Source organism: Aquimarina addita, assembly GCF_039539305.1.
GTDB classification, from domain to species: Bacteria; Bacteroidota; Bacteroidia; order Flavobacteriales; family Flavobacteriaceae; genus Aquimarina; species Aquimarina addita.
Genome location: NZ_BAABCW010000006.1, coordinates 153,034 through 178,407, shown reverse-complemented (window position 1 = coordinate 178,407; position 25,374 = coordinate 153,034). Strand labels below are relative to the sequence as shown.

The 25,374-nt window shown below is 31.8% G+C and carries 22 protein-coding genes; 16 read left to right on the top strand and 6 right to left on the bottom strand.

Features of this window, described 5'->3' with window-relative positions; all coding sequences use genetic code 11:
- From ABD816_RS09675 to ABD816_RS09640, 8 genes are all read left to right on the top strand, one after another.
- Complete coding sequence (locus ABD816_RS09675) at positions 1–1,200, top strand: beta-ketoacyl-[acyl-carrier-protein] synthase family protein (protein ID WP_344926843.1); 1,200 nt, start codon at positions 1–3, stop codon at positions 1,198–1,200.
- Positions 1,197–2,267: a beta-ketoacyl synthase chain length factor gene (locus ABD816_RS09670; protein ID WP_344926841.1), complete on the top strand. Its 1,071-nt coding sequence runs from the start codon at positions 1,197–1,199 to the stop codon at positions 2,265–2,267. The genes ABD816_RS09675 and ABD816_RS09670 overlap by 4 nt, the downstream gene beginning before the upstream one ends.
- Positions 2,261–3,034 carry a polysaccharide deacetylase family protein gene (locus tag ABD816_RS09665; protein ID WP_344926839.1) on the top strand — a complete coding sequence of 258 codons (774 nt, stop codon included), beginning with the start codon at positions 2,261–2,263 and terminating at the stop codon, positions 3,032–3,034. The genes ABD816_RS09670 and ABD816_RS09665 overlap by 7 nt, the downstream gene beginning before the upstream one ends.
- The gene (gene lolA2, locus ABD816_RS09660; RefSeq protein ID WP_344926837.1) at positions 3,027–3,653 is read left to right on the top strand and encodes a flexirubin biosynthesis/transport protein LolA2; all 627 of its coding nucleotides are present in this window, start codon (positions 3,027–3,029) and stop codon (positions 3,651–3,653) included. Before ABD816_RS09665 ends, lolA2 begins: the two co-directional genes overlap by 8 nt.
- On the top strand, positions 3,634–4,254 hold the full coding sequence (gene lolB2, locus ABD816_RS09655; protein WP_344926835.1) for a flexirubin biosynthesis protein LolB2: 621 nt from the start codon (positions 3,634–3,636) through the stop codon (positions 4,252–4,254). Before lolA2 ends, lolB2 begins: the two co-directional genes overlap by 20 nt.
- A gap of 6 nt (positions 4,255–4,260) precedes the next feature.
- Positions 4,261–4,626, top strand: coding sequence for an ApeI family dehydratase (locus tag ABD816_RS09650; RefSeq protein ID WP_344926834.1), 366 nt, complete (start codon positions 4,261–4,263; stop codon positions 4,624–4,626).
- Between the two features lie 12 nt (positions 4,627–4,638).
- Positions 4,639–5,106, top strand: a complete 468-nt coding sequence (locus tag ABD816_RS09645) for a hypothetical protein (protein WP_344926832.1) — start codon at positions 4,639–4,641, stop codon at positions 5,104–5,106.
- Between the two features lie 331 nt (positions 5,107–5,437).
- Positions 5,438–7,603, top strand: coding sequence for a toxin-antitoxin system YwqK family antitoxin (locus tag ABD816_RS09640; protein WP_344926830.1), 2,166 nt, complete (start codon positions 5,438–5,440; stop codon positions 7,601–7,603).
- A gap of 87 nt (positions 7,604–7,690) precedes the next feature.
- On the opposite strand, the gene ABD816_RS09635 is transcribed toward ABD816_RS09640, so the two are convergent.
- The 6 genes from ABD816_RS09635 to ABD816_RS09610 all read right to left on the bottom strand — a co-directional run bounded on the left by ABD816_RS09635 (position 7,691) and on the right by ABD816_RS09610 (position 13,021).
- The gene (locus ABD816_RS09635) at positions 7,691–7,930 is read right to left on the bottom strand and encodes a hypothetical protein (protein WP_344926828.1); all 240 of its coding nucleotides are present in this window, start codon (positions 7,928–7,930) and stop codon (positions 7,691–7,693) included.
- A gap of 18 nt (positions 7,931–7,948) precedes the next feature.
- A complete protein-coding gene (locus ABD816_RS09630; RefSeq protein ID WP_344926826.1) occupies positions 7,949–8,572 on the bottom strand; it encodes a hypothetical protein in 624 nt (207 codons plus the stop codon).
- A 10-nt stretch (positions 8,573–8,582) separates the two neighbouring features.
- Positions 8,583–10,238, bottom strand: a complete 1,656-nt coding sequence (locus ABD816_RS09625; protein ID WP_344926824.1) for a DKNYY domain-containing protein — start codon at positions 10,236–10,238, stop codon at positions 8,583–8,585.
- Between the two features lie 29 nt (positions 10,239–10,267).
- Complete coding sequence (locus tag ABD816_RS09620) at positions 10,268–11,968, bottom strand: DKNYY domain-containing protein (protein ID WP_344926822.1); 1,701 nt, start codon at positions 11,966–11,968, stop codon at positions 10,268–10,270.
- A gap of 107 nt (positions 11,969–12,075) precedes the next feature.
- Positions 12,076–12,456 (bottom strand): hypothetical protein, encoded by a 381-nt coding sequence (locus tag ABD816_RS09615; protein WP_344926820.1) that lies wholly within the window; start codon positions 12,454–12,456, stop codon positions 12,076–12,078.
- Between the two features lie 37 nt (positions 12,457–12,493).
- Positions 12,494–13,021: a hypothetical protein gene (locus ABD816_RS09610; protein WP_344926818.1), complete on the bottom strand. Its 528-nt coding sequence runs from the start codon at positions 13,019–13,021 to the stop codon at positions 12,494–12,496.
- 275 nt (positions 13,022–13,296) lie between these two features.
- Between ABD816_RS09610 and ABD816_RS09605 the strand changes: the two genes are divergently transcribed.
- From ABD816_RS09605 to ABD816_RS09570, 8 genes are all read left to right on the top strand, one after another.
- Positions 13,297–14,037, top strand: coding sequence for a DUF547 domain-containing protein (locus ABD816_RS09605; protein ID WP_344926816.1), 741 nt, complete (start codon positions 13,297–13,299; stop codon positions 14,035–14,037).
- 110 nt (positions 14,038–14,147) lie between these two features.
- On the top strand, positions 14,148–15,356 hold the full coding sequence (locus ABD816_RS09600) for a DUF2062 domain-containing protein (RefSeq protein WP_344926814.1): 1,209 nt from the start codon (positions 14,148–14,150) through the stop codon (positions 15,354–15,356).
- Entirely contained in the window at positions 15,349–19,029 is a 3,681-nt protein-coding gene (locus ABD816_RS09595; protein ID WP_344926812.1) for an MMPL family transporter, read from the top strand. Before ABD816_RS09600 ends, ABD816_RS09595 begins: the two co-directional genes overlap by 8 nt.
- Positions 19,030–19,032: 3 nt before the next feature.
- Positions 19,033–20,577, top strand: coding sequence for a phytoene desaturase family protein (locus ABD816_RS09590; RefSeq protein WP_344926810.1), 1,545 nt, complete (start codon positions 19,033–19,035; stop codon positions 20,575–20,577).
- Entirely contained in the window at positions 20,574–22,241 is a 1,668-nt protein-coding gene (locus tag ABD816_RS09585; RefSeq protein ID WP_344926808.1) for a C45 family autoproteolytic acyltransferase/hydrolase, read from the top strand. Before ABD816_RS09590 ends, ABD816_RS09585 begins: the two co-directional genes overlap by 4 nt.
- 109 nt (positions 22,242–22,350) lie before the next feature.
- Complete coding sequence (locus ABD816_RS09580; RefSeq protein ID WP_344926807.1) at positions 22,351–23,046, top strand: hypothetical protein; 696 nt, start codon at positions 22,351–22,353, stop codon at positions 23,044–23,046.
- Positions 23,047–23,140: 94 nt separating this feature from the next.
- Positions 23,141–24,439, top strand: a complete 1,299-nt coding sequence (gene flxY, locus ABD816_RS09575; RefSeq protein WP_344926805.1) for a flexirubin biosynthesis putative acyl-CoA ligase FlxY — start codon at positions 23,141–23,143, stop codon at positions 24,437–24,439.
- A 435-nt stretch (positions 24,440–24,874) separates the two neighbouring features.
- On the top strand, positions 24,875–25,321 hold the full coding sequence (locus ABD816_RS09570; protein ID WP_344926803.1) for a hypothetical protein: 447 nt from the start codon (positions 24,875–24,877) through the stop codon (positions 25,319–25,321).
- The last annotated feature ends 53 nt before the right edge of the window (positions 25,322–25,374 follow it).

Genomic DNA, 25,374 nt, shown 5'->3' with positions numbered 1-25,374 from the left:
ATGCATAAAGGAATTGCCATTACCGGCATAGGAATCATATCATCTATCGGAAATACGGTAGACGAAAATTTTGATGCTTTGCAATCGGTATCTCATGGTATTTCCAGAGTCGAACTATTAGAAACCCGTCATAAGGATGAGATTATGGTGGGTGAGATAAAAAGATCAAATAAGGACTTAGCCTATGAACTGGGATTAAAAGCTACTCATAGTTTTAGCAGAACCGCATTAATTGGTGCTATTGCAGCAAAGGAAGCGATTAACAATGCAGGGATTACAAATGCTAATACTTATAGAACTGGTTTTATTTCCGGGACTAGTGTAGGTGGCATGGATACTACAGAAAAGTATTACCTTACCTATAAAAAAAACGGAGATAATATACGTTTCATACAAGCACAACATGCGGGTTTTACCACACAATCTATTTCTGATTACTTAGGTTGTAATGGTTATGTCTCTACTATTAGTACTGCGTGCTCGTCTGCCGCTAATGCAATTATGCTGGGGGCAAGAATGATTAAAGCAGGTAAACTGGATCGTGTAATTGTGGGAGGAACAGATGCATTATCAAAATTTACGATCAATGGGTTTGGGACATTGATGATTTTGTCTAATGAAATGTGTACACCTTTTGACAAGAATCGTAAAGGTTTAAATCTGGGAGAAGGAGGAGCTTATCTTGTACTGGAGCATGATGATATCGTAGCAAAGGAAAAAAAGAAGGTGTTAGGACGTGTTGTAGGTTGGGCTAATGCAAATGATGCTTTTCACCAGACAGCGTCTTCTTCTGATGGAGAAGGAGCATATCTTGCGATGAGTAACGCGCTTAAAGTTGCTAATATGAATCCCACAGATATTGATTATATCAATGCGCACGGTACTGCAACTCCTAATAATGATTTGTCAGAAGGAATTGCAATGACAAGAATTTTTGGAGATCATCAGCAGACACCAATTTTTAGTTCTACTAAAGGATTTACAGGACACACATTGGCAGCAGCAGGTGCGATTGAAGCAATATGTTCTCTATTATCACTACGTGAAAATTTAATATTCCCTAATCTTAATTTTAAAGAACCCATGACGGAATTTTCATTAGTTCCTGAAACACAACTATTATCAAAAAAAATTAAGACAGTACTATCTAACTCTTTTGGTTTTGGAGGTAATTGTTCCACCTTAATATTTACCAGATGATGGATCCTTGTTTTATTAACGGTATCGCTAGCATTTCTGCGCAACCTACGACCAATCCCACATCTTTTCTTGAAGAAATTATTTCTTATCACCAGCCTATTTTTAAAGCAAAAGATCCTGATTATAAGCAGTATATATCTCCTGCAACGATGAGGAGAATGTCAAAAGCAGTAAAAATGGGTGTCACAGCCGCTACAATGGCATTAGAAGCATCCGCAACCAGTATACCAGATGCTATAATTACGGGGACAGGAATGGGGTGTAAACAAGATTCTGAACGCTTTTTAGAAAATATTCTACATAATGATGAAGAATTTTTAACCCCTACACCCTTTATTCAGTCGACACATAATACAGTAGGGGGTCAGATAGCATTAGGGCTAGGTTGTAAAGCTTATAATATAACTTATGTACAAGGATCAGTATCTTTTGAACTTGCAGCCATGGATGCTCAGTTAATACTTTCTGAAGAACCTTCAAAACATATCTTAGTGGGAGGTATTGATGAGGTGGCAAAGAATTCTATTGTTCTGCATACGTATGATGAGCAGATAAAGGATACTGATGCTGTGGATGTAATGAATCTTTTAAACACAAAAACTATTGGTTCTGTGAGTAGTGAAGGTGCTACTTTTATGGTTTTAGGTTCTAAGAAAACGGAAAAAAGCCTTGCTAAAATTATAGATATTCATACTATAAGTAAAGCAACTCCAGACATAATACAAGAACAAATAGAGACTTTTATTATTAGGCAAGGGATGACATTACAAGATATTGATACTGTTATTCTGGGTAATAATGGTGATATCAATTTTGATCATTATTATACGTCATTACAAACGTCTATATTTTCTGATATGGAGCAGTTATGTTATAAACATTTAATTGGCGAATACCCTGTTGCTTCTGGTTTTGGTTTCTGGCTGGCAAGTAAAATATTTACATTGAATAAAGTACCATCGGTTCTTAAAGTAAATCAAATAAAAGCTAAGAAACACATTAATATTCTATTATATAATCAGTATTTGGGTAAGGATCATAGTATAGTTTTATTACAGAAATGTTAAAGCGTACTGCCATCAATATCATTTTTTTATGCTTAGGGATAAGTTTCCTGTTAGGTTATCTTTTTGGTTTTTTTCCTTTTTGGAGTGGGATATTCCTTTCGCTATTGTGGGTGATGATCACAGGTTATGGAGTTTTAGTTATGAAAGCACAATACTTTATACGGAGTTATAGTAATAACCCGCATATAAGTAATAAAGCAGTAGCATTAACGTTTGATGATGGTCCCAACGAACATACAGTAGAAATTTTAAAAATATTAGAACGTTACCACGCAAAAGGAACCTTTTTTTGTATTGGAAAACAAATTAAAGAACACCCGGAAATATTTAAACAAATCATAGAGAAAGGACATTTGGTTGGTAATCATACTTACGGTCATAGTAAGTATATTGATCTTTATGGAGTGAATCGATTTGTAAACGAGATAAGAAAGACTGATCAAATCATTAAAGAATTCTCTGGTAAGTCTACTCTTTTATTCAGACCACCTTATGGAATAACAAACCCTACTGTAGCAAAAGCGCTTAAGATTACAAAACACAAAGTAATCGGTTGGAATAGAAGATCTTTTGATACCACCATTCCTTCTGAGTCTGTAATCTTCAAAAAAATAACAAGCAACTTAAAAAATGGTGATGTCATTCTGCTTCACGACACAAAAAAAATTACAGCAGCTGTATTGGAACAATTGTTGCTATTTTTACAACAGAATAACGTTACAACCGTTATGATTGATGAACTATTTTCAATTCAAGCTTATGAGTAAGTATCTCTTATTTTTATTTTTAATTGTGTTTAGTACAGGTAAGGCGCAAGAGGATAAAATGACAATATCAGAGGTTGAGATATTGAAGAAAGAAGTTCATAAACGCGCTCAGGAACTTAAAACGATCACCAGTACTTTTATTCAATTAAAACATATTGATTTCCTTTCTAATGATATTAAGAGTAGTGGGGATTTATATTTTAAATCACCAAATATTATTAAATGGTCTTACACGAAGCCCTATGAATATAGTGTTATCTTTAAAAATAAAAGTTTGTATATCAATGATGCTGGAAAAAAGAGTGATATAAATTTAACATCAAATAAAATTTTCAGAAATTTAAATGATCTGATAGTAAAGAGTGTAAGTGGTAATATGTTAGATGACCCTCAGTTTCTTACAGAGTTTTATAAATTGGATGGCTTTTATGTAGCGACGATGAAACCAATAGATAAGACATTAAGTACATTGTTTACAGAAATTATTCTAAATTTTAATATACAGACATTTTTAGTAGAAAAAGTACTGTTAGTAGAATCTTCTGGGGATTATACATTAATCAAATTTGATAATATAGATATAAATAATACAATTCCTGATGCGATATTTGCTCATTAGTATAACGCTACTTCTGTTTTACGGATGTAAGGTGGCCACAGTTAAGAATTTTGATACAATAGCTTTATCATCTGATACTATCCATAATCCATATTTTTCTAATATGGATATGGATTATGTTTATAAAGCAACAATTGAGATATACGGTAATAGGATAAGTGGTATTTTTGTTGTTAAAAAGTTAGGAGAAAAACAACATCGTATTGTATGTACATCCCAGTTTGGTAGTACATTTTTTAATATTGAATTTATCGATGGCGGACATATTATTCATTCTATTGCTCCAGAACTGAATAAAAAGATGATTTTGGATATATTGCTACAGGACTTATCGTTATTAATAAAAGAAGAAGACACTCCGGAAGAAGGTTATACCAATGATCATTTTTATGTCTTAAAAAATCAAGTTGAAAAAAGAAGTAATTTTTATTTTTATAGAAAGTCGGATACTTTATTACAAAAGATTATGCATACTTCAAAAGTAAAAGAGAAGTTTGAAATACAGTTCGAAGCTATTTCTGAAGCGAAGGTGGCAGAAAAAGTAACAATTACACATCAAGGCATAAAATTAGCAATACTATTGAATCGATTAAAGAATTAAAATATTATGCTGATAGCTGATTTATATACAATACATAAAAATGAGATAACAGATGAAGTACAAACTGTTGAGATCACTCTAAATCCAGATTCTCACATATTTAAGGGTCATTTTCCTGATAACCCGGTAACGCCTGGTGTATGTATGTTACAAATTATTAAAGAATTGACAGAGGATAGAGTAGGGCATGCATTATTCATGAAAAAAGCTTCAAATGTAAAATTTCTGGCTGTTATTAATCCTGAAAAAACACCTGATTTAGTAATTACAAATCGATTTAAGGATACAGAAGAGGGGATAAAGATACAGAGCATTTTTACCTTTGGAGATGTTATTGCCTTAAAAGTTACATTGATATTTGCTCAATTATAAATATAAATTGATATGAAATTGATGAGCCTTTTTATTGGATTATTTTTTATGATAATCAATTCTGCTGATATGAATCAAATTAGAGATCTGTATAAGCATGCACACGAGTCTAAAGAAAATACAGATCGTTTTTATGAGCTTACTAAAGAATCAGATCAACAAGATCCTGTTGTACTTGGATATTATGGATGTGCTACTGCATTAAAAGCTTCTTTTGCTGACGGGGTCTGGAAAAAACTGTCATTGTTTAAAGAAGGAAGAAAATTAATAGATAAAGCTATCATTTCTGCACCTAATAATATAGAGCTACGTATGATCCGATTGAGTGTACAATATGGAGCTCCTAAAATTTTGATGTACTATAGTGAGATCGAAAATGATAAAGCTTTTATTCTTAATAACGTAGATGCTGTTTCTTCTTCCGGTTTACAACAATTTATAAAAGCTTTTATTGCGAACTCAGAAGTTTTTAAAGAATAAGGAAGTTAAATTCTTCTACTATGATTTTAAACCTGATTTTTTTAATCAATAGAACCCCTTAGAGATTTGTTTCGAGTGTAGGTATAAAATCAGGATGAAGTAGTCTTGTTTACTGATTCTTAAATTGAAGCGGTTTTATTTTGATACCTTGTAAACTCTTAGGTCAAGATAGTTCATTTAGAAAATTTTTCATACTAAAAGTTATCAGGAAAAAGTAACATATTGTTCCGTTAAGACATATACTATAGTAGCAATTATACTTCAAAATAAGAAGTATCAATTTTCAGTATTTATACTAATTTGTTGGTATATAGAATAAAAGATAATAATAATGTCATATTTAGAAATCAAAATTAAAAATAGCTTATTCACATTTTTAGTAACTATAGTTGGTATTACTTTGATGAATGCGCAGCGAACTACCAGTGAAGAGAGTAAGCATGCTACTTATGGTACCGCAACTATCAAAAGTTTTTATGATGAAAATGATGTGCTAACACAAAAAATGATTTATACTAAAGACACACTTTTAACTAAAGGAAATGAAGAAATAGGCGAAGTAATCTACTATTACGAAAATGGTAATATACAAGCAAAAGGAAATTTTATCGGAGTAAATAAAGCTAGATTCTTTGGAGCGAGTCTTTCTAGAGATAAATATGGAGCGTGGTCATTTTTTAATAAAGAAGGTACTCTGGCAGGAACTATTAACTATCAGGATGATAGAGAAGAGGGAGCGTATACATATTATCATGCAAATGGAAAAATATCTCATTCCGGGAACAATACAAAAGGCAATAATGATGGAGTAGAAAAAGCCTTTTTTTATAATGGACAATTACACAGGTCTGTCAAATATATAAAAGGTAAAGTAGATAATGTATTATCTTTTTATGACATACATGGTAATAAAATAGATCATGGTACACTAAAAGATGGTCAGGGTACATTAAACGTATTCGATTTAGAAACTGGTAAGCTAAAGAAAACTAGTACTATAGAGAATGGAGTGGTGCATAATATAGAAATCAGTATACAAAAAACTGATAATGGCGATATTATTGAAAAAAAGTACAGATATAATGATACGATAGTTGAAAAAATTGTCCGAATGCGTAATGATACCCTAGAGGGATTACAAGAATTTTTTAATACTGAAGGAATCCTAATTGAATCTGTAAATTATAAAAAAGGTTTAAAAAACGGTAAGCATATTAAGCTTGATGAGGATGGATTACTATTTTATGAATACACTTATAAAAATGATAAAAAAAATGGTCCTTATAAATATACACCAGAAGGGTTTAAGGATACATTTTATGTATTAGAGGAAGGTACTTATGATGAAAATCAAAAGCTAACTGGTGATTTTAAACAATACTTACAGGATAAAAAAAAGGTATTAACTCTTGGAAAAATGGATGGGAGTAAAATACTTATTAAATCGGGAACATATAATCAGGGAAGAAAGATTGGTGTTTGGCAAATTTTTGATAGCAAGGGTATACTGGTAGAAAAAACTGATTATTCTGAGCAGAAAGAAGGATTGTATGTCAATAAAGAGTTTTTTGAAAATTCAAAAAAAGTATCATCTATTATCGAATATGATAAAAAAACTTCTACTGGATTTGAAAAGACATTTTATATTAATGGTCAATTGAAATCTTTGACAAATTTTAAAGAAGAGATTGCAGATGGACCTTATGAAGAATATTACCAAAACGGACAACTAAAAACGATTGGACAGCGAAAAAACGGAGATAAAATTGGTAATTGGAAAGAATTTAAGAAAAATGGTTTGATTTTACACGATCATATGTATTCTGGAGGATGTTGTTTTCCATCAAAAAGAATAGATTATTACTATAATAAACAAGGAGGAAAATTATCTTCAATCATTATACAGGATCATAAAAAAAAGAATCCTTTAAATGAGAATGAATCTTATTTTGAAACTACTATAACAAAAGATTTCTGGGACAATGGTGAGTTAAGGGAGCTTCAAACAAAAAGGAAATATAATTACAAGTCGTACAATGTAAAAGAAGGGCCATATCAACGTTTTGATAGAGATGGTCATACAGAGGTTGAAGGTGTTTATAAAAATGATAAAGAAGAAGGAATCTGGAAATACTACGATTACTACCATAGGCTAAGAGATAAAAAAACGTATGTTTCTGGAAATAAAAGAGGACCTTTTGAAGAATATAAATATTATGATGATACAACTGTAGTTGAAAAAAAGTATGAGGGAGTTGCTTACGAAGATAAAATGGAGCAAACAATTACCTATTTCTATAATACGGGTAATATAAAACAGACAGGAAAGTATATTCACACTTATAAAGAACAATTTAGAGGAAGAATAGGCCTGTGGAAAGCCTTTTATGAAAATGGTAAACTTAAAGAAGAAGGTATGTATGAAAAAGGTAAGAAAGTAGGAGTCTGGAAACAGTATAACAAGAAAGGTAGGATCTCTGATAGAACAAAATATTAAACAGTATCCATAATTTTCTGTAAATAGAATTTAGACGGTTCTTATATGTTTTCTTTCAAATAAAAGTAGTTCTAACTTATATTTTACTCATTTATCATTAAGAATAAACTCATCAAATAACTGTTGTTCAACCTGCATATTTTCTGGCATGTCGAGTAGCTTTCGATCGCTCATTCCTCGAGGAGAATAGAAATAGGTTTTCCAAATTGGTCTATGTTTGATAAAAATATGAGTTGAGAAAAATTCATCGTGTTCATATAATCCCACCCAAAATTTAGTAAAAATGAGGAATACAATTGTTAATGCTATAGTCGTTGTTTTTTTCAATCCTTCTATTGTTAAACATTAATAGATAGTATCAAATTGTTCTGATTTTTCATACTGTTGTATTCCATTTACATAGATGGCAGAAGTTCCTGCACCAGTACCAAAATTGTAATCTACTCTAATGACCTCTTCGGTCATTGAATTATAGGTGATTGTACCAAATGAAGTTAATGCTCTTCCTGCAGAGTTACTATACACTAATTCATACGTTTGTGTATCTTTCTTGATTTCAACATTATAATATGGATACGTTCCAAAATATAAACCATTATCATCTTCGCTATAATTAAATGCTACCTGTTCTAAATGATACTCATCATTTTCGTATATAAATTTTCGGGATACACTGATAGGAACCTCTATATCAGAATAGTATTTCTTTACTTTATCCAGGAACTCCTTTTCAGATTTATTTAAGGAACCGTCTTCATTCTTTATACAAGTTATACCTATTTGTGGTTTCTCTATTGATGCTACTATTTTCAGGCTATCAATAACTTTCATTTTTTGATATTTCTCAGTTAATTCTTGTATTACTATGGCTGATTCTTCTTCACTTTTACTTTGATAATAAGCTTTACTAAGTGACCAACTGCAAATAAATGAAATGAGTATGCCAGTAATTACAAGTAGGTTTTTCATGCGTTGCGAATTATTTAATAATAGTATTAGACAGTTCTGTATTCCAGTTTTCTCCTAATGTATTTCCAAGATTTCTGATTGTAATTTCATTATATACTCTTCTTACTAACCAGTATCCTTCTACATTTTTAAATAAATAATAATCCGAGTAAGGGGTGTTATCAATACTACATTGACCTCTATATCCTGTAAAAGTGCCTAGCAGCTCTATATCCTTACTTTTAATAATTTTTCTATGATCAAGATATAGATAATTAGCATCTTTTGTAAAACCATTAAAATTTTCAATTGTATTACTATCTATTCCTTCTATTATACTAAACCCTTTTGTTTGATCGATCATGTATACATGATTAAGATCCTTATAATTACGTCCGATTGGACTAAAGGTAGAGGCATCAGCAATGGTTTTTCTTTGTTTCCAGTATATTATATTTGCCATCAGGGTTACTCCATTAGAGTATTTTTTTTCTATAGGTGCTATATGACCATAGAGTTTATTTTCTTTAGCCAGTTGTATTTGTTCATTAGTTAGGTTAAGATATAAAATTTCTTTAGAGAAGTCATAGACTTGGTTTTCATAAATGATATAGCTGGTTTTTTCTGGTATAATTGTGTTTTCTAGATGGACGGTATTTTTATAATGAAAAGGTATTTTTTTATGGATAACATCAGCTATTTCCTTATCCCATTTTCTATAGTATACTCCGTTTTTATCAAAGTAATAATTGTCAGAGTTCGCGAACATTCCAAAAGTTGTTGCATCTAATTCATTTTGTATGTTTCCATCTTTATAATAGATATGTTGTCCATCAGACAAAAAGGCGTCGTTTGTCTTTTCCCAGATTTTTATATTTTTTAAGTATTCACGTTTTACTGGCAGAACAGTATCCAGGTAATACACGTGATTTTTGTCTATAGCATAAGACTTTGATAAACTCTTTAAGGTTGCAGCATCAGCATTTTTATATAAGATAAAATCATTATTTCTTCTTGTTAATACGTGTGTGGAAGTTTTGTAAAATGTATTATTAACAGGTGTAATTCTTTTATTTTCATAAGTTATAATTTCTCCTTTTAGATATGAGTTATTTTTATCAAAAGTAAAGTTTTTTATAGGTGTATGAACAGTTATGCCATCAGAGCCTTCTATTTTTTTATCAAAGTAATAAACAAAAAAGTCATCTCTAAAATAGTCATCCCAAAATGCCCCAGTAGCTTGAAAAGTTTTTACATGAGCCACCTTTATTTTTTTAGTATTCTTATAAACGGCGTTTTTTGTTTTCCATAAAAAATCATTACCTCCTCTATGATACTTTTCTCCTATTATTTGAAAGCCAGTAGTGTCCGTTTTGATTTTTACACCTCTAAAATATATTGCTTCTTTATCTAAGGCAAATGGTATTCTAATTTTATTGTCAGTAGAAAAACTACGAAAAGAAGGTATATCTGGATAAAAAACAGTGCGATTATTACAGTCTTGATAGATTACCGATGTTTTGTTGAGAATAAAAAACGGAGAATCACAATACTTACATTCACTGAGTGAAGTTACCTTCATGAGGCTATCCATAGTAGGCTCTACTATCTTGATAACAGGAGTTATAATTTCTTGTGAAATTATAGTAATTGGTACTAAGAGTATCCATACAATATATTTGATCATTTAGTATAACTTTATAAGGATTTTATTAATCATTTAAGTTTAAAATCAAGGAGTTCCGTTTTCCAGTCAGTATCCAGTGTATCTCCTAAACGTCGGATTATAATTTCACTTACTAGTTTTTTTACTAACCAGTATCCCTCTACATTTTTAAACAAATAAAAATCAGAAGATGGATTGTTGGACTGACTACTATATTCTTTATTTCCAGTAAAAATTCCTAATAATTCTATATCCTTGCTTTTGATGATTTTTCTATTCGCTGTATATAGATAGTTGGTATCTTTTATAAAACCATGAAATTCTTCTATGGTATGGCTATCAATTCCTTTTATGCTGGAGAATCCTTTTATTTTATCAATGATATAAACGTGATTAGCATCTTTAAAACTACCCTCAATAAGAGGACTAAAAGTTGTAGCATCTGCAGCTGTTACCGTCTGATCCCAATATATTTTATTTTTGATTTTATAAACTCCATCGCCAAACCCTTGGTCTATTGGTAACAACTGCGGAGAAAGCTTATGTTCTTTAGCTAGTTGTATTTGCTCCTTTGTTAAGTTAAGAGTAATAGTTTTATCCCATGTATGATACAATTGATTTTTATAAAGTACATACCAGCGGTATTCAGTTTTAATGATGTCTTTTTGACTTATGGGAGTGTTATAAAGGAAAGGAATCTTTTGATGTATGACTTCCATGGTATCAAAATCATATTCTCCATAATAGATTCCGTTTTTATCAAAATATAATTCACAAATTTCTTCTGTATTTTCCAGACGCTCAAAAGTTTTTACATCAAGATCTTTTTGAAGAGTTCCTTTTTCGTAATACAGATATTCTCCATCAGAAAAAAAGGAATTAATTCCTATTTCCCATACTTTTAGGTTCTGTAGCTGATCTGATGTTAGCGGTAATGCATAATTCATATAGTATGCATTGTTTTTGTCTATTGCATAATAGGAGGATAAGCTTTTTAAACTTGGAGCATCGATATTTTCAATAACGGTAAATTCATCATCGCTTTTTGTTAATACATGAGTAGTAGTTTTATATAACGTATTATTAACGGGGATTATTTTTTCATTTTCATACTTAATGATTTCTCCATTGAGATATGAGTTATTTTTGTCAAAAGCGAAGTTTTTACTAAGATTAGCAGTTTCTATGGTTGCAACATCGGCTACTTCAATTTTTTTGTCAATATAATAAACAAAAAAACTATCTTTAAAATAATTACTATTGTAAGAGCCTATTTGTTCAAAGGAGGCTACATCAGTTACTTCGATTTTCTCCGTGTTTTTATAGACGGCATCTTTTGTTTTCCAAATGTGATCATTACTATCTCCATAGTAACTTCCTCTTAGTACTTGTAAGTCAGTAGTATCAGTTTTAATTTTGGTTCCCATAAAGTAAACTGCATCTTTATCTACAGCAAACATATTTTCTCCATATCTATTATAAGTGCGAAAAGAGGCTATATCCGGATAAAAAATAGTGTGATTATTGCAGTCTTGGTAGATAACATATTCTTTATTGATTATAAAACCAATATTATCACGATAATCGCATTCGCGACCTGAACCGATTTTCAGGTCAGGATCAATTGTAGGTTCTATTATATGAATAGCTGGAGTTTTAATTTCTTGTGAATATATAGAGTATGGTATGAATAGCATCCATATAATATATCTGATCTTGTATTGTAATTTTTGATATAATATTCTTATCATATGCGAAAACCCTTATGGGATCTTTTATTTAATTAATAGCTATTTGTTTTCGAAAAGTAAAATAACTGTAGCTAATGTAAGTTCATTTTTTGATTTTTTTTTACAGACTAAAATTCAAAAGATTCTTTTAAGTCAACCTCCTCCTGATCAATAAAATCATCTGTACCTTCTTTAAATAGAGTAAATAATGTTGCTACCCAAAACATCTGCCCAAACCCTTCTTTAGTTAAGCGGTAATACTTATCAATAATTTTATCATATAATGCTTGAGAATTTTCTTTATATGTAGCTAAGTGTTTCTCTATAAAATCTCCAATACCATATATAGGTTCTTCATCTTCAGCTTTTGCCCATGGAGTGTCCGTAGGTTTCTTATAAAGTACAGTATCAAAAGTAATGGATAGTATGTCTTCTGAAAATGATTTACCTGTTACAGCATCTATATTTCCTCCTAATAACTTAATTCTATCTAAAATTTCTTTTTGCATAAATTTTCTGATATTGAGATGTTTAAAAAAGGTGCTTTTAATTTTCGTCTATTTGTAAAGGAATATTTTGTCTTAAATCGAATACTTCTGTAATCACTTTTTCTGTCATAATTATGGCAGTTTTTACATCAGTTTTCAAGTTTTTATTAAATACACTGAATTCTCTAATTACCTCTTTTTTATTTGGATCATTTGACTTAACAACTTCAAACTGTACATCATATGGTAATAATGCTTTTTTAGCTTTGTTTATTTGTAAGGTATTCAATTGAATTGTAGGAAAGTCAAAAAATAATTCACTGTTTTTATCTAATGCAAACTGGATATAGTTATCTGAGGATAAAATATTTATAATTACATACGCATCAGCATTTTTTCTTTTTAGAAGAGCACGTAACGCCGTATTAATTTCTTCTTTTTGTTCTAATGAAAGTCCCATGGTTTTTTTAGTTTTTTGTAAAATAGGTATAGCAGTAGATTCTTTTTGTTCTGAATGATTTGTACTGTTAACCATAGTACAAGAAGTTATAATTGTCCAGGTGATTAAATAGATAATTTTTCTCATAAATTGTAACTTTTCTGTATACTAAACTTCTTGTCAAATACATCTACTGAAATCTGCAATCCAAATGTATATCTGTGTAAACTATGTATTTTATTTCGTCGAAAGACATCTGTATTAAATACCTTAACAATAATTTAACTTTTTAGAGAAAACTACTACTATTGCTTATAATGCAAAGACTCTTAAAGACCTTATTGGGTTAATTTTTGCATATAGTCTGACAGGAATCTGAATTAAAAACGTCCTAATAAGAGCAACACTAAAATTATTACACTATGAAAACAATTATAACTTTATGTATTATACTAGGTTTTAGTCTTACAATATCTAGTCAGGAAAAGTTTGATCATACCAGTTGGGATACTGCCTTATTACTGAACGTTTATGAAGATGGTAGTGTTAATTATGCTGGTTTTATGCAAGACAGTTCTTATTTATACAAATATTTTAAGGAGCTATCACAAAACAGACCAGATGCTAGTTGGTCTCGCAATGAGCAAATGGCATATTGGATTAACGCTTATAATGCCTATACCATCAAATTAGTTATTGATAGTTACCCTATAGAGAGTATTAAGGATCTGAAAAAACCTTGGGATAAGAAATTTATTAAAATAGATGGTGAATGGCTTAGTCTTAATGATATAGAACACAACATCTTGAGGAAATTCGGAGATGCAAGAATACATTTTGCCATTAATTGTGCTTCGATCTCTTGTCCTGTTATATCCAATAGAGCATATACTGCAGAAAACCTATATGAATTATTAGATATTCAAGCAGAAAGATTTATTAATGATCCAACCCGAAATACAATTACAGCTTCTCATATTAGTCTTTCAAAAATATTTTCCTGGTATAGAAAAGATTTTAAGGAAAATGGAGAAGACCTTGTAGGGTTTGTAAACCGATATTCTAGAATACCAATAACCAATCAAGATGATCTTGGACCTAAGGATTATAATTGGAGCCTTAATGAAGTAGAGCAATCTGTAAAAGGTTTTGCCTATGATTAAACCAATTGTAGTTCTTAGTATAAAGTTTACGGGTTAATTATAAACCGCATACGTATTATCTTGTACTCCGTCCCTAATTATCCTATTTTTACGAAGTATAAAATAGTATTGTGACGATAACAACCCAATTAGATTCGCGTTTTGAAGCATTGAATTGTTGTGTTTTAATTCCTACTTATAACAACCAGAAAACACTGGATGCTATTATTCAAGGGGTTTTAGAATACACAGATCGGATACTGATTATTAATGATGGTGCTACAGATACTACTGCTACTATTTTAGTACCTTATGAAAGTCAATTAGAAATCATAACTTTTCCTGAGAATAGAGGTAAAGGGATGGCATTACGTGAGGGTTTTAAGGCAGCAAATAGATTGGGATATGATTATGCACTCACCATAGACAGTGACGGACAACATTTCCCATCAGATCTACCTGTTTTTCTTAATGAATTAGAGCAACAAAATCCTGAAATACCACTTTTATTAATTGGTGCTCGTAATATGAAGGATCCATCTGTACCGGGCAAAAGTAGCTTTGGTAATAGGTTTTCTAATTTTTGGTATCATATAGAAACCGGAATTAAGTTAGAGGATACACAATCCGGTTTTAGACTCTATCCAATTAAAGAAATTAATAAATTACGCCTTTTTACAACTAAATTCGAACTAGAGATAGAAGTGATTGTAAAATTAGCTTGGCGTGGTGTCCAGGTTCGTAATATTCCGATTAAGGTTTTATATGATGAGAAAGAACGCGTATCTCATTTTAGACCTTTTCAGGATTTTACCAGAATCAGTCTGCTCAATACATGGCTGGTACTCCTTACGTTATTATTTTATCTTCCTAAGAGATTAGTACTCGGAGCAAAAAAAAAAGGGTTTAAAAAAATATGGAAAGAAGATATCCTGAAGAGTGATGAAGCTCCGTTACAAAAGGCAAAAGCTATTATGTTAGGGCTTTTTATAGGTATTGTTCCCTTGTGGGGATTTCAAACAGTTTTAGTAATCACCATGGCAAGTGTTTTTAAACTAAATAAAGCTATTGCCTTTCTTTTTTCTAATATCAGTCTGCCTCCAGTAATTCCATTTATTATTTACATCAGTTATCAGTTAGGAGCAATTGTTTTAGGTAAAAAAATAGATGCCACATTAAATATCGAAGATATACAATCAAGTACCGACGTCTTTACAGGATTGAGTCAATATATAATAGGTAGTGTAGTGCTGGCAATTGTCGTAGCATTGATTTCTGGAATCGTTGCGTATTTGTATTTTAGCATTCGCAATTCTAAACGTAATACAATTGATGCCTAACCTTTTTTTATCTGTATATCAACACATCAGACAATATAAATTAATTGCATGGCCAACAATTATCGCAGTTTTTGCAGTTTTTGCATTTCTGGCAAATCAAATTGATTTTAAAGAAGATATTACGGATTTAATTCCTGTCAATGATAAGTCAGAGACTATTAAAAAAGTACTACAACAGGTTTCTTTTTCGGATAAAATTGTAGTAAACATTAGTGTAAAAGAAGCAAACCCTGAAAAGCTGACAGAATATGCTGATCAATATATAGATTCCTTGCAGCGCCAGCTTCCTGATTATATAGATAAGATTCAAGGTAAAGTAGCAGATGATACAGTAATGGAATTATATGATTTTGTATACCAACATCTTCCTTTTTTTCTTACTGAATCTGATTATAAGTTAATTGCAAAAAAAATTAATTCTGATTCCATTACCAATATTTTAAACACGAACTATAAAACTCTGATTTCACCAGCGGGATTAGTGACTAAAAAGTTCATTGTTAAAGATCCATTGGCATTGACTCCGATCGGTTTACAAAAATTGGCACAATTACAGTTAGGAGATAACTTTGACCTTTATAACGGATATTTAATTACTAAGGACCAAAAAAACATATTACTCTTCATTACACCAGCATTATCGGCTAATGAAACCAGAGAGAATACTTTTTTTGTGGATGGATTAGAAAGCATTACTACTATATTAAACACAGCATATAACAATGAAATAAAAGCCACTTTGTTCGGATCTACTTTATATGCAGTTGCAAATGCTAAGCAAATAAAAAAAGATATACAGCTTACCATCAGCATAGCATTGACCATTTTGTTGCTGATTTTGATTGCGTTCTACAGAAAAATTACAGTACCACTCATTATTTTTACACCCACTGTTTTTGGAGCCATTATAGCCATTGCTATGCTATATTTAATAAAAGGGCAAATATCGGCGATCTCTCTTGGGATAGGATCAGTTTTATTGGGGATCACACTGGATTATTCACTACATATCCTTACACATTTTAGAAATAATAGAGATGTCACAGAGCTATATCGTGATGTGGCAATGCCAGTTTTGATGAGCAGTGCTACCACAGCAGTTGCTTTTTTATGCTTAATTTTTGTAAAATCTGAAGCATTACAGGATTTAGGGATTTTTGCAGCAATCAGTGTAGTAAGTGCATCTGTATTTGCATTGATTTTTATTCCACAAGTATATCGTTCATCTACAAAAGAAATAACTGAAAAGAAGACATTCTTAGATATCGTATCAAAAATTGGTTTTCATCAGTATAAAGTGCTGGTTGCTGCAGTGGTTATTATGTGTTGTATAGGACTGTTTTTATTTCATAAAGTAGAGTTTGATACAGATCTTAGTGCTATGAATTACCAACCTGATGGATTGGTAGAAGCAGAAACTGATCTTGATCGGATTAATAATACTACTGCTTCACAATCGATATATCTGGTTACTTATGGAACTTCTTTGAATGAGGCATTGAATACCAATAATACAGTGTATACCTTGCTACACAAAAAAAAGGAACAGGATGCACTGATGAATTATAGCTCGATTGGAGGTATTGTTTTATCTCAGGAAAAGCAGCAAGAAAAAATACGAATCTGGAATGAGTTCTGGACAAAGCAACGTACGGATACGATTATCAAACTATTAAAAGAGAAAGGAGTAGTATTGGGTTTTAAAACAAAAACATTTACACCGTTTTACGAGGTCTTACAATCTGATCATAAGACTATAGGTTTTGATCAATATAGAAAAGTCAAAGAATTATATTTAGATGAATTCGTTAGTAAAGAAGATGCATTTTCAACCGTAGTTTCTGCTATAAAAGTACATCCTGATCATGCAGATGTATTGACGAAGGAATTGAGTGGTATTCCTAATATGGTAGTGATTGATCGTAAGCAGCTCAATGAAGATTTATTAGGAAACTTAAAAAATGATTTCAATACATTGATAGGCTATTCTTTAATTGCAGTGGTGTTCCTATTACTGCTTTTTTATAAGGATACTATGCTTACCCTTATTACGGTACTTCCTATAGCAATTACCTGGATAATCACATTGGGAGTAATGCAGTTGCTTGGTATTAAGTTTACTATTTTTAATGTAATTATATCTACATTCGTATTTGGATTGGGAATAGATTATAGTATTTTTATTACCAATGGGTTGATAAAAGAGTATACTTACGGATCAAAAGAATTACCAACCTATAAAACCTCGATTCTTCTATCTGTCATTACAACAATATTAGGTGTTGGGGTTTTAATTTTTGCAAAACATCCTGCACTCAGATCTATTGCTGTCGTTTCTCTCATAGGTATTTTGGCAGCAGTTTTAGTAGCATTTACAATACAGCCATTGTTGTTTCATATACTGATTACCAATCGGTCAAAAAAAGGATTAGCTCCTTTGCAAGTATGGCAAACGTTTTGGTCCTTAGTAGGCTTTGGGTATTTTATCAGTGTAGGCTTTGTAGTATCTACGGTCTGTAGTTTGATAATTCCTTGGTTTCCCATAGCTACGAAAAAGAAAATGAGCTGGTATCACAAGCTAACTGCCAGATTAATGGCTTCTGTTCTTTACACCAATCCATATCTAAAGAAAAAAATAATAAATAGTAACAATGAGGACTTTAGCAACCCCAGTATTATTATTGCTAATCATACCTCATTCTTAGATATTCTTGCTATTGGAAGATTACATCCTAAGCTTATTTTTCTGGTCAAAGATTGGGTTTATAAAAATCCTGTTTTTGGCAAAGCAGCAAAACTCGCTGGTTTTTATCCCGTCTCTTCTGGGGTAGAAGATGGGATTACACACTTAAAAGAAAAGATAGCGCAAGGATACTCATTAGTTGTATTTCCTGAAGGTTCCAGAGCAGATAGAGCTAAGATGAGTAGGTTTCATAAAGGTGCTTTTTATATCGCTGAAGAATTAAACTTGGATATAATACCTGTGATACTTCATGGAAATTCCCAGATTTCGCCAAAAGGAGATTTTATAATCCGAGAAGGAACAATATGCGTGAAGATTTTACCCAGAGTTACCCCTGAGAATATAGACTTTGGAAGTAGCTATACAGAAAGAACAAAAAAAATGAGTCGCTATTCTAAAGAGCAATATATTGAGTTGCAAGGAGAAATTGAAGGAGTAGATTATTATAAAAAAGCATTTTTAAACAATTATCGTTATAAGACTTGTTTTACTGAAATGAAGAATGAATTTAGAAAGCAAAAAAATGTATATTACAGAGCTGCTACCTTTATTCAACCATCTGATAAAGTAGGTATGTATTCGGATGCGTATGGACAGTTCTTACTATACCTTAGTTATAAGAAACCGTACGCTAAATTAAAAGGAATACTTACCAATCCAGCGTATCTATCTGTAGCACAACATTGTTATGCTACACATAGACATAAAATTAATTTTGTATCTGATCAGGATAAAAATAGTACTGAATTTGATGTACTTTTGTTACAAACAGCCTCACCGGTTGCTATGGAACACTTAGAGAATTTAATAACTCCAAATACAAAACGAATTATTGTATTCTCAGAAGAAAGAGAATTAGTAGTGCGTATACCCCAGAATTTTAAGGTGGAGGTAGAAGAGTTAGGAATCACCGTTTTGAACAAGGCATAATCCATGCAGAAAAAATATGATTTTATAATAATTGGTAGTGGATTAGGAGGATTAGTAACAGCTACAATTCTTGCTAAAGAAGGCAAGCGTGTTTGTGTTTTAGAGAAAAACAATCAGTTTGGAGGTAATTTACAGACGTTTGTAAGAGATAAAAGTATTTTTGACACTGGTGTTCATTATATAGGTGGTCTGGATAGAGGGCAAAACCTGTATAAGTATTTTCAATATCTGGATATCATGGATGATCTTAAGATCAAACGTATGGATATGGATGGATATGATATAGTTACTTTTGGTGGAGATCCGATAGCATATCCACACGCGCAGGGGTATGATAATTTTATAAAGCAATTAGCCAGGCTTTTTCCCGAAGAAGAAACAGGGATTAAAGCATATATACAGAAAGTTAAAGATACCTGTTATGCCTTTCCTCTCTATAACCTGTCACCGGAGGAATTGAATTATGAAGATACAAGTCTAACTCTTAATGCAAAGGACTATATCGATAGCATTATCAAAAATGATAAGTTGAAGGCAATTTTATGGGGATCTAATTTGTTATATGCAGGGGACCCTAATAAAACTCCCTTTTACGTACATGCACTATCTGTTAATTCGTATATAGAAAGCGCCTGGAGATGTATTCAGGGAGGGAGTCAGATTGCTAAATTATTAATTAAACGTTTTAGAAATTTAGGGGGTGTTATTCATAAATATCAAGAAGTAAACGCTTTTAATTTTGAAGAAGATCAATTAGTATCGGTATCTACAAAACAAGGAGATACCTTTTATGGAGAAACTTTTATATCCAATATAGATCCCAAGCTAACGCTGAAAATTATTGGGAAAAATCGTTTTAGAAAACTATATTACAATAGAATCCAGCGAACAGAAAGTGTGATTTCTTCCTTTAGTTTATATATAGTGTTTAAGAAAGGAACATTTCCATATCAGAACAAAAATTATTACCATCATTCATCATTAAATGAAGTATGGTCTACACAGCAATATAAAGAGAAAGATTGGCCCAATTATTATTGGCTTTCTATGAATGAAGATCTTAAGAATCCGGGATATGCAGAGAATTTAACATCGATCGCTTACATGCGGTTTGATGAAACCGAAGCATGGGCGAATACATTTAACACAGTAGCATCCAAAAATAATCGAGGAGAAAATTATGAAGCTTTTAAACAGCGTAAAATAGAGGTGTATTTAAAAGAAATAGAAAAGAAATTTCCAGAGATTCGATCTTGTATTCAATCGGTACACGCATCTACACCGCTATCATATAGGGATTATATAGGGTGTCATGAAGGAGGAATGTATGGTTTTGTTAAAGATGCTAAAAGTCCAATGCGATCATTTTTGTCACCAAGGACTAAGGTTCCAAATCTTTTATTTACAGGACAGGGATTGAATATGCATGGGATTCTGGGGGTGACAATTAGTGCAGTAGTAACTTGCGGAGAAATACTAGGAAAAAAATACTTATTACAACGTATCAAAGAGTTATTGGAAGAAAAAGAAAGATTAAATAGTGTATGAAACAATTTTTACAACATATAGTAATATTGTCATTACTGATCCTGATTTCTTCTTGTGGGGTCAAGAAATCGCTTACTGATATACCAGATATTTCAGGAATACAACAGATTGATACCACTAGAATTATTCATAATGAGAATTTCTATACACTAAATAATAATCAGCTTCACAAAAATAAACACGGTCTGTGGGAATTATATCTCGAAGGAACACCCTTAGCAAGAGGAATTGCTGCAGGTAGCCTTACTCGAGAATTGATGAAATTACAAGAAGATGCTTTTCTGGGTAAAATAGAAGAATTGGTGCCTTCTGAGAGATATCGCAATTTTTTAAGTAAAATTATCGCTTGGTATAATAGAAAACTATATCTCCATGTACCCGAAGAATATAAAAAAGAGATTTATGGAGTTTCACGCTATGCATCTGATGATTATAATAATTTTGCAACACCCTATGTACGAATGTTGTATGCACATGGAGCACACGATATAGGACACGCATTACAGGATTTGATGTTGGTAGGTTGTACTTCGTTTGCTACGTGGGGCAAAAAAACGACAGACGGGCAACTGCTGATTGGTCGTAATTTTGATTTTTATGCAGGAGATGAATTTGCAAAAGAAAAACTAATCATGTTTGTAAATCCGGATCGGGGATATAAATTTATGTCCTATGGATGGGCAGGAATGATGGGTGTGCTGTCAGGTATGAATACAGAAGGGATCACCGTCACGATCAATGCGAGTGCTTCTAAGGTCCCTACAATCGCAAAAACACCAATTTCTCTCCTTAGCCGTGAGATTTTGCAATACGCGTCTACGATAGAGGAAGCGATTGATATTGCAAAAAAAAGGGATGTTTTTGTTTCAGAATCTATTATGATTGGGAGTGCAAAAGATAAAAAAGCGGTTTTGATCGAAGTAGCTCCAGATAATTTTGGAGTTTATGAGGTTGCTAATTCGAACCAATTAGTATGTGCAAATCATTTTCAAAGTGAATCATATCATCGTGATAAACGAAATCTAAAAGCTATAAAAGAAGGGCATTCTTTATATAGATACCAGCGAATGACAGAATTAGTATCAGAAAATAATCAATTAGACCCTGAGAAAGCAGTCGCAATATTAAGGAATCGAGAAGGATTAGAAGATAAAAATATAGGCTACGGTAATGAGAAAGCTTTAAACCAGTTATTAGCCCATCACGGAATCGTTTTTAAACCAGAAGAATTAAAAGTATGGGTTTCTACCAATCCATACCAGATGGGAACATTTGTAGCATATGATCTAAATACTGTCTTTAAAAAATTGGAGATTACTCAGAAAGAGGTAGTAATTGCCTCAGAAGCACTAAATATTCCAGAAGATCCATTTATTCATACTAAAGAATATACCAACTATGAAAAGTTCAGAATGATTCGTAGCAAGATCAAAGAAGCTTCAAAAACCAGACAAATCATACCAGATGATGAGCTAAAGGAGTTTAAAACTTTAAATCCGGACTATTGGGCAACGTATTTTGTATTGGGTGAATATCACTATACTCAAAAGGAGTATGAGAAAGCATTCTCTGCTTTTGTGGAAGGAGAGAAAAAAGAAATTACTACAATACCAGATCAGGAGAAATTAAAAAAGTATATTAGAAAATGTAAACGAAAGATGTAGATTTTTTCACGTAATATCGAAGGTAGTAGCTCTTCTATTTACTGAATTTGTTGCAATGAAATCAAAACTTAAGAAAATTGCTCAGGACTGAAACCAAATTAAATTATGTATGAAAAAATATATATTTATTGCTATTCTGTTTTTGTGTTTTAAACCCTTTACGACAGGTCCTTCTTCGATAAGTTCTAAAATAAGACCTATTTCAATACACGAAAATGGTGATATTTTATGTAGAACACGTTTTACAAAAAATGATATGGGATCACATTCTTATACAGAAATAGAGTACGGATATTGCATTATATCTAAAGGAAAGATGATCCCTTACATATCAAAAAGAATAAATCCTCATAGTATGGACTATGATAGAGCAATAAAAAACATTAAATATTGGGATGCTCTTTTTGAGAGTTGTTACGCTCCGGAAAATTTATGCAAAGTGGGAAGAATGATTCAGAGCAAATACAATTTTACTTCTTGTAATGCTCAGGCTTATAGAGTGGATAAAATAATGAGTATATCAGAGTTTGAGAAAAAAACTAACATCCAACTTCATAAAACTTCTCAAACAGCATTAAAAGGAGCATCAAGTACAACCTACTATCCTGAGAAAAAAGTACATGTGTTATTTGATTTTGGGAAGGTCTTTATTTTTAAAAATACTGTATCCTATGATGATTCTGATGAAACATTGTATGTGGGAGCAAATTTTGATTATTTTAATCCTTGGCAAAATGAAAATGGAGTGTTAGAAAATATTGGGTATGATATAAGTACAATTAATGGAGTATTGATAAAAGATTGATTCGTATAAAAGTAATACTGCCAGACCTGATCCGGTGAATGTTTTATAAGAAGGCTAATACCGGTTAAGAATCAAAAAAGAAGTAAACAAATACATGACTAAAAACATAGAACGCGCAACACCAGAAGAAATAAAAACACTCCAGTATAAAAAGCTTCAGGAGATGTTACTTTTTGTATCAGAGCATTCTACCTATTACAAGAGGTCGTTTGCTAAGTGTTCTATTAATATTGATACAATTAAAACGACAGAAGATTTAGTACAACTACCATTAACTACAAAAGAAGATTTACAATCATTTAATGATGATTTTTTATGTGTGCCTAGATCTAAAATAATAGACTATGTGACGACATCAGGAACGTTAGGAAAACCAGTGACTTTTGCATTAACAGAAAAAGACTTACAGCGATTAGCAGATAATGAGGCTATATCTTTTGCTACCGCAGGAGTAACTAAAAAAGATGTAGTTCAGCTAACCACGACTATGGATCGACGATTTATGGCAGGGTTGGCTTATTTTTTAGGCACCAGAAAATTAGGAGCAGCCATGGTACGAGTAGGATCCGGGATACCAGAATTACAATGGGATTCAATTGCCCGTTTTCAGTCTACATATCTTGTGGTAGTACCTTCATTTTTATTAAAGCTTGTGTATTATGCAAAGACACATGCAATTGATTACCAGAATTCTTCGGTTAAAGCAGCTATTTGTATAGGCGAGCCCATAAGAGATCAGGATTTTAATTTAAATACACTAGGAAAAAAAATTAAATCAATCTGGGACATAGATTTATATTCTACTTACGCCTCTACAGAAATGAGTACCGCTTTTACAGAATGTGAAGCACATCAGGGTGGACATCGTCAACCTGAATTAATTATCACAGAAATCTTGGATGATATGGGTGATCCAGTTGCAAAAGGAACGGTAGGCGAGTTGGTCATTACAACATTAGGTGTAGAAGCCATGCCATTAGTACGGTATGCTACCGGTGATATGGTACAAGCTCATGAGGAACCCTGTAGTTGTGGTAGAAGTACCTTGCGTTTAAGCCCTGTGTTAGGTAGAAAAAAGCATATGATTAAATATAAAGGCACCACTTTATATCCACAAAGTATTATCGAGGTATTGACAAGTTATAAAGAAATGGGAATTTACGTTATTGAGGTAGTAACTGATGATCTGGGAACCGATAAGTTATTGCTTCATGTTGAGGACTCGATGAGTGCATTACAACAAAAAGAAGTAAAAGAACATTGTAGAGCCAATCTAAGAGTTGTACCCAATCTTGTACTACATCCTTACAAAAAATTGAAAACTATGAAATTTCCAGAGATGAGCAGGAAACCGATTTCCTTTATAGATTCCAGAGAAACGATCATATCCTGATTATGTATGCTCGTCTGGTCGACTGCTGCATTTTTTCTGTATGGTACCTGTTTAATTTGTATCAGAATTTCAATAATTTTGTTGAGTTTACTGAAGTTTCTCTTGAGTATCATTTACTTTGAAGACTATCGTGTATTTGTAAAACTATTTTTATCTCAATGATATATTTTGTTTGGTAATTTTTTTAGCCACCTTCCTTCGAAGGAAGGGTTGGGGATGGATGTTTAATATTCTCGAAGCAAGCGATCTTATTTGTTTTAGGGAACACCGATGATATCGTTTATAAAACAATGTCAGTATCTATTGTAGACACCACGTATAAATACCTGATTTTGTTAAAAAGTGATATCTTCCCTTATTTTATATTATTTTCATACGGTTTTCCTTAGTAATTATTATAAATTTATAGGATAATAATCTAAACCAAATATAAAAATGAGTAAAGAGAACCCGAATACAGAAAATACAGTTAGTAGTGAAACAGGGGCTGAGTGGACTGCAGCTTGGAGAAAAAGACACCCGAATGCTTGTAAGGCATTTTTAATACCTGCAGTAGATTTAATTGAAGTATTAAATGAAATGAATATTTTGACTGATAAGGTGGCTGCAGTTGCACAAAAACGGGCTAAACGTAATCAACTTAATATACGAGGGTATATGGCAATAGGTGCTGAACCACCGAGTGAAGAAAAAGAGGAAAGAATACTTCTAGTGGGTACTAAGGAAATAGATGGTGTTTATAGAGATATTATTGATGGTGAAATAGACGGAAAACCTGTTTTGATTGATGTTGACGGTGCTGAATTATTAATCAGTAGTGGTATTTATGATGCTACGTCACCATGTCCACCAGTATGTGATAGCGCAAGTCCACTAAATTAGAAAAATAGATGTTATTTTTAAAATGTTTAATATACATTGGGAATTTATTTTTA

What these genes read in the sequence shown, in the direction of transcription:
- ABD816_RS09670 (WP_344926841.1), top strand. Translation starts at nt 1,197, where the DNA reads ATGATGGATCCTTGTTTTATTAACGGTATCGCTAGCATTTCTGCGCAA.
- lolB2 (WP_344926835.1), top strand. Translation starts at nt 3,634, where the DNA reads ATGCGATATTTGCTCATTAGTATAACGCTACTTCTGTTTTACGGATGT.
- ABD816_RS09675 (WP_344926843.1), top strand. Translation starts at nt 1, where the DNA reads ATGCATAAAGGAATTGCCATTACCGGCATAGGAATCATATCATCTATC.
- ABD816_RS09590 (WP_344926810.1), top strand. Translation starts at nt 19,033, where the DNA reads ATGCAGAAAAAATATGATTTTATAATAATTGGTAGTGGATTAGGAGGA.
- ABD816_RS09620 (WP_344926822.1), bottom strand. Translation starts at nt 11,968, where the DNA reads ATGATAAGAATATTATATCAAAAATTACAATACAAGATCAGATATATT.
- ABD816_RS09605 (WP_344926816.1), top strand. Translation starts at nt 13,297, where the DNA reads ATGAAAACAATTATAACTTTATGTATTATACTAGGTTTTAGTCTTACA.
- ABD816_RS09615 (WP_344926820.1), bottom strand. Translation starts at nt 12,456, where the DNA reads ATGCAAAAAGAAATTTTAGATAGAATTAAGTTATTAGGAGGAAATATA.
- ABD816_RS09645 (WP_344926832.1), top strand. Translation starts at nt 4,639, where the DNA reads ATGAAATTGATGAGCCTTTTTATTGGATTATTTTTTATGATAATCAAT.
- ABD816_RS09640 (WP_344926830.1), top strand. Translation starts at nt 5,438, where the DNA reads ATGTCATATTTAGAAATCAAAATTAAAAATAGCTTATTCACATTTTTA.
- ABD816_RS09625 (WP_344926824.1), bottom strand. Translation starts at nt 10,238, where the DNA reads ATGATCAAATATATTGTATGGATACTCTTAGTACCAATTACTATAATT.
- ABD816_RS09585 (WP_344926808.1), top strand. Translation starts at nt 20,574, where the DNA reads ATGAAACAATTTTTACAACATATAGTAATATTGTCATTACTGATCCTG.
- ABD816_RS09665 (WP_344926839.1), top strand. Translation starts at nt 2,261, where the DNA reads ATGTTAAAGCGTACTGCCATCAATATCATTTTTTTATGCTTAGGGATA.
- ABD816_RS09650 (WP_344926834.1), top strand. Translation starts at nt 4,261, where the DNA reads ATGCTGATAGCTGATTTATATACAATACATAAAAATGAGATAACAGAT.
- ABD816_RS09595 (WP_344926812.1), top strand. Translation starts at nt 15,349, where the DNA reads ATGCCTAACCTTTTTTTATCTGTATATCAACACATCAGACAATATAAA.
- lolA2 (WP_344926837.1), top strand. Translation starts at nt 3,027, where the DNA reads ATGAGTAAGTATCTCTTATTTTTATTTTTAATTGTGTTTAGTACAGGT.
- ABD816_RS09570 (WP_344926803.1), top strand. Translation starts at nt 24,875, where the DNA reads ATGAGTAAAGAGAACCCGAATACAGAAAATACAGTTAGTAGTGAAACA.
- ABD816_RS09580 (WP_344926807.1), top strand. Translation starts at nt 22,351, where the DNA reads ATGAAAAAATATATATTTATTGCTATTCTGTTTTTGTGTTTTAAACCC.
- ABD816_RS09630 (WP_344926826.1), bottom strand. Translation starts at nt 8,572, where the DNA reads ATGAAAAACCTACTTGTAATTACTGGCATACTCATTTCATTTATTTGC.
- ABD816_RS09610 (WP_344926818.1), bottom strand. Translation starts at nt 13,021, where the DNA reads ATGAGAAAAATTATCTATTTAATCACCTGGACAATTATAACTTCTTGT.
- flxY (WP_344926805.1), top strand. Translation starts at nt 23,141, where the DNA reads ATGACTAAAAACATAGAACGCGCAACACCAGAAGAAATAAAAACACTC.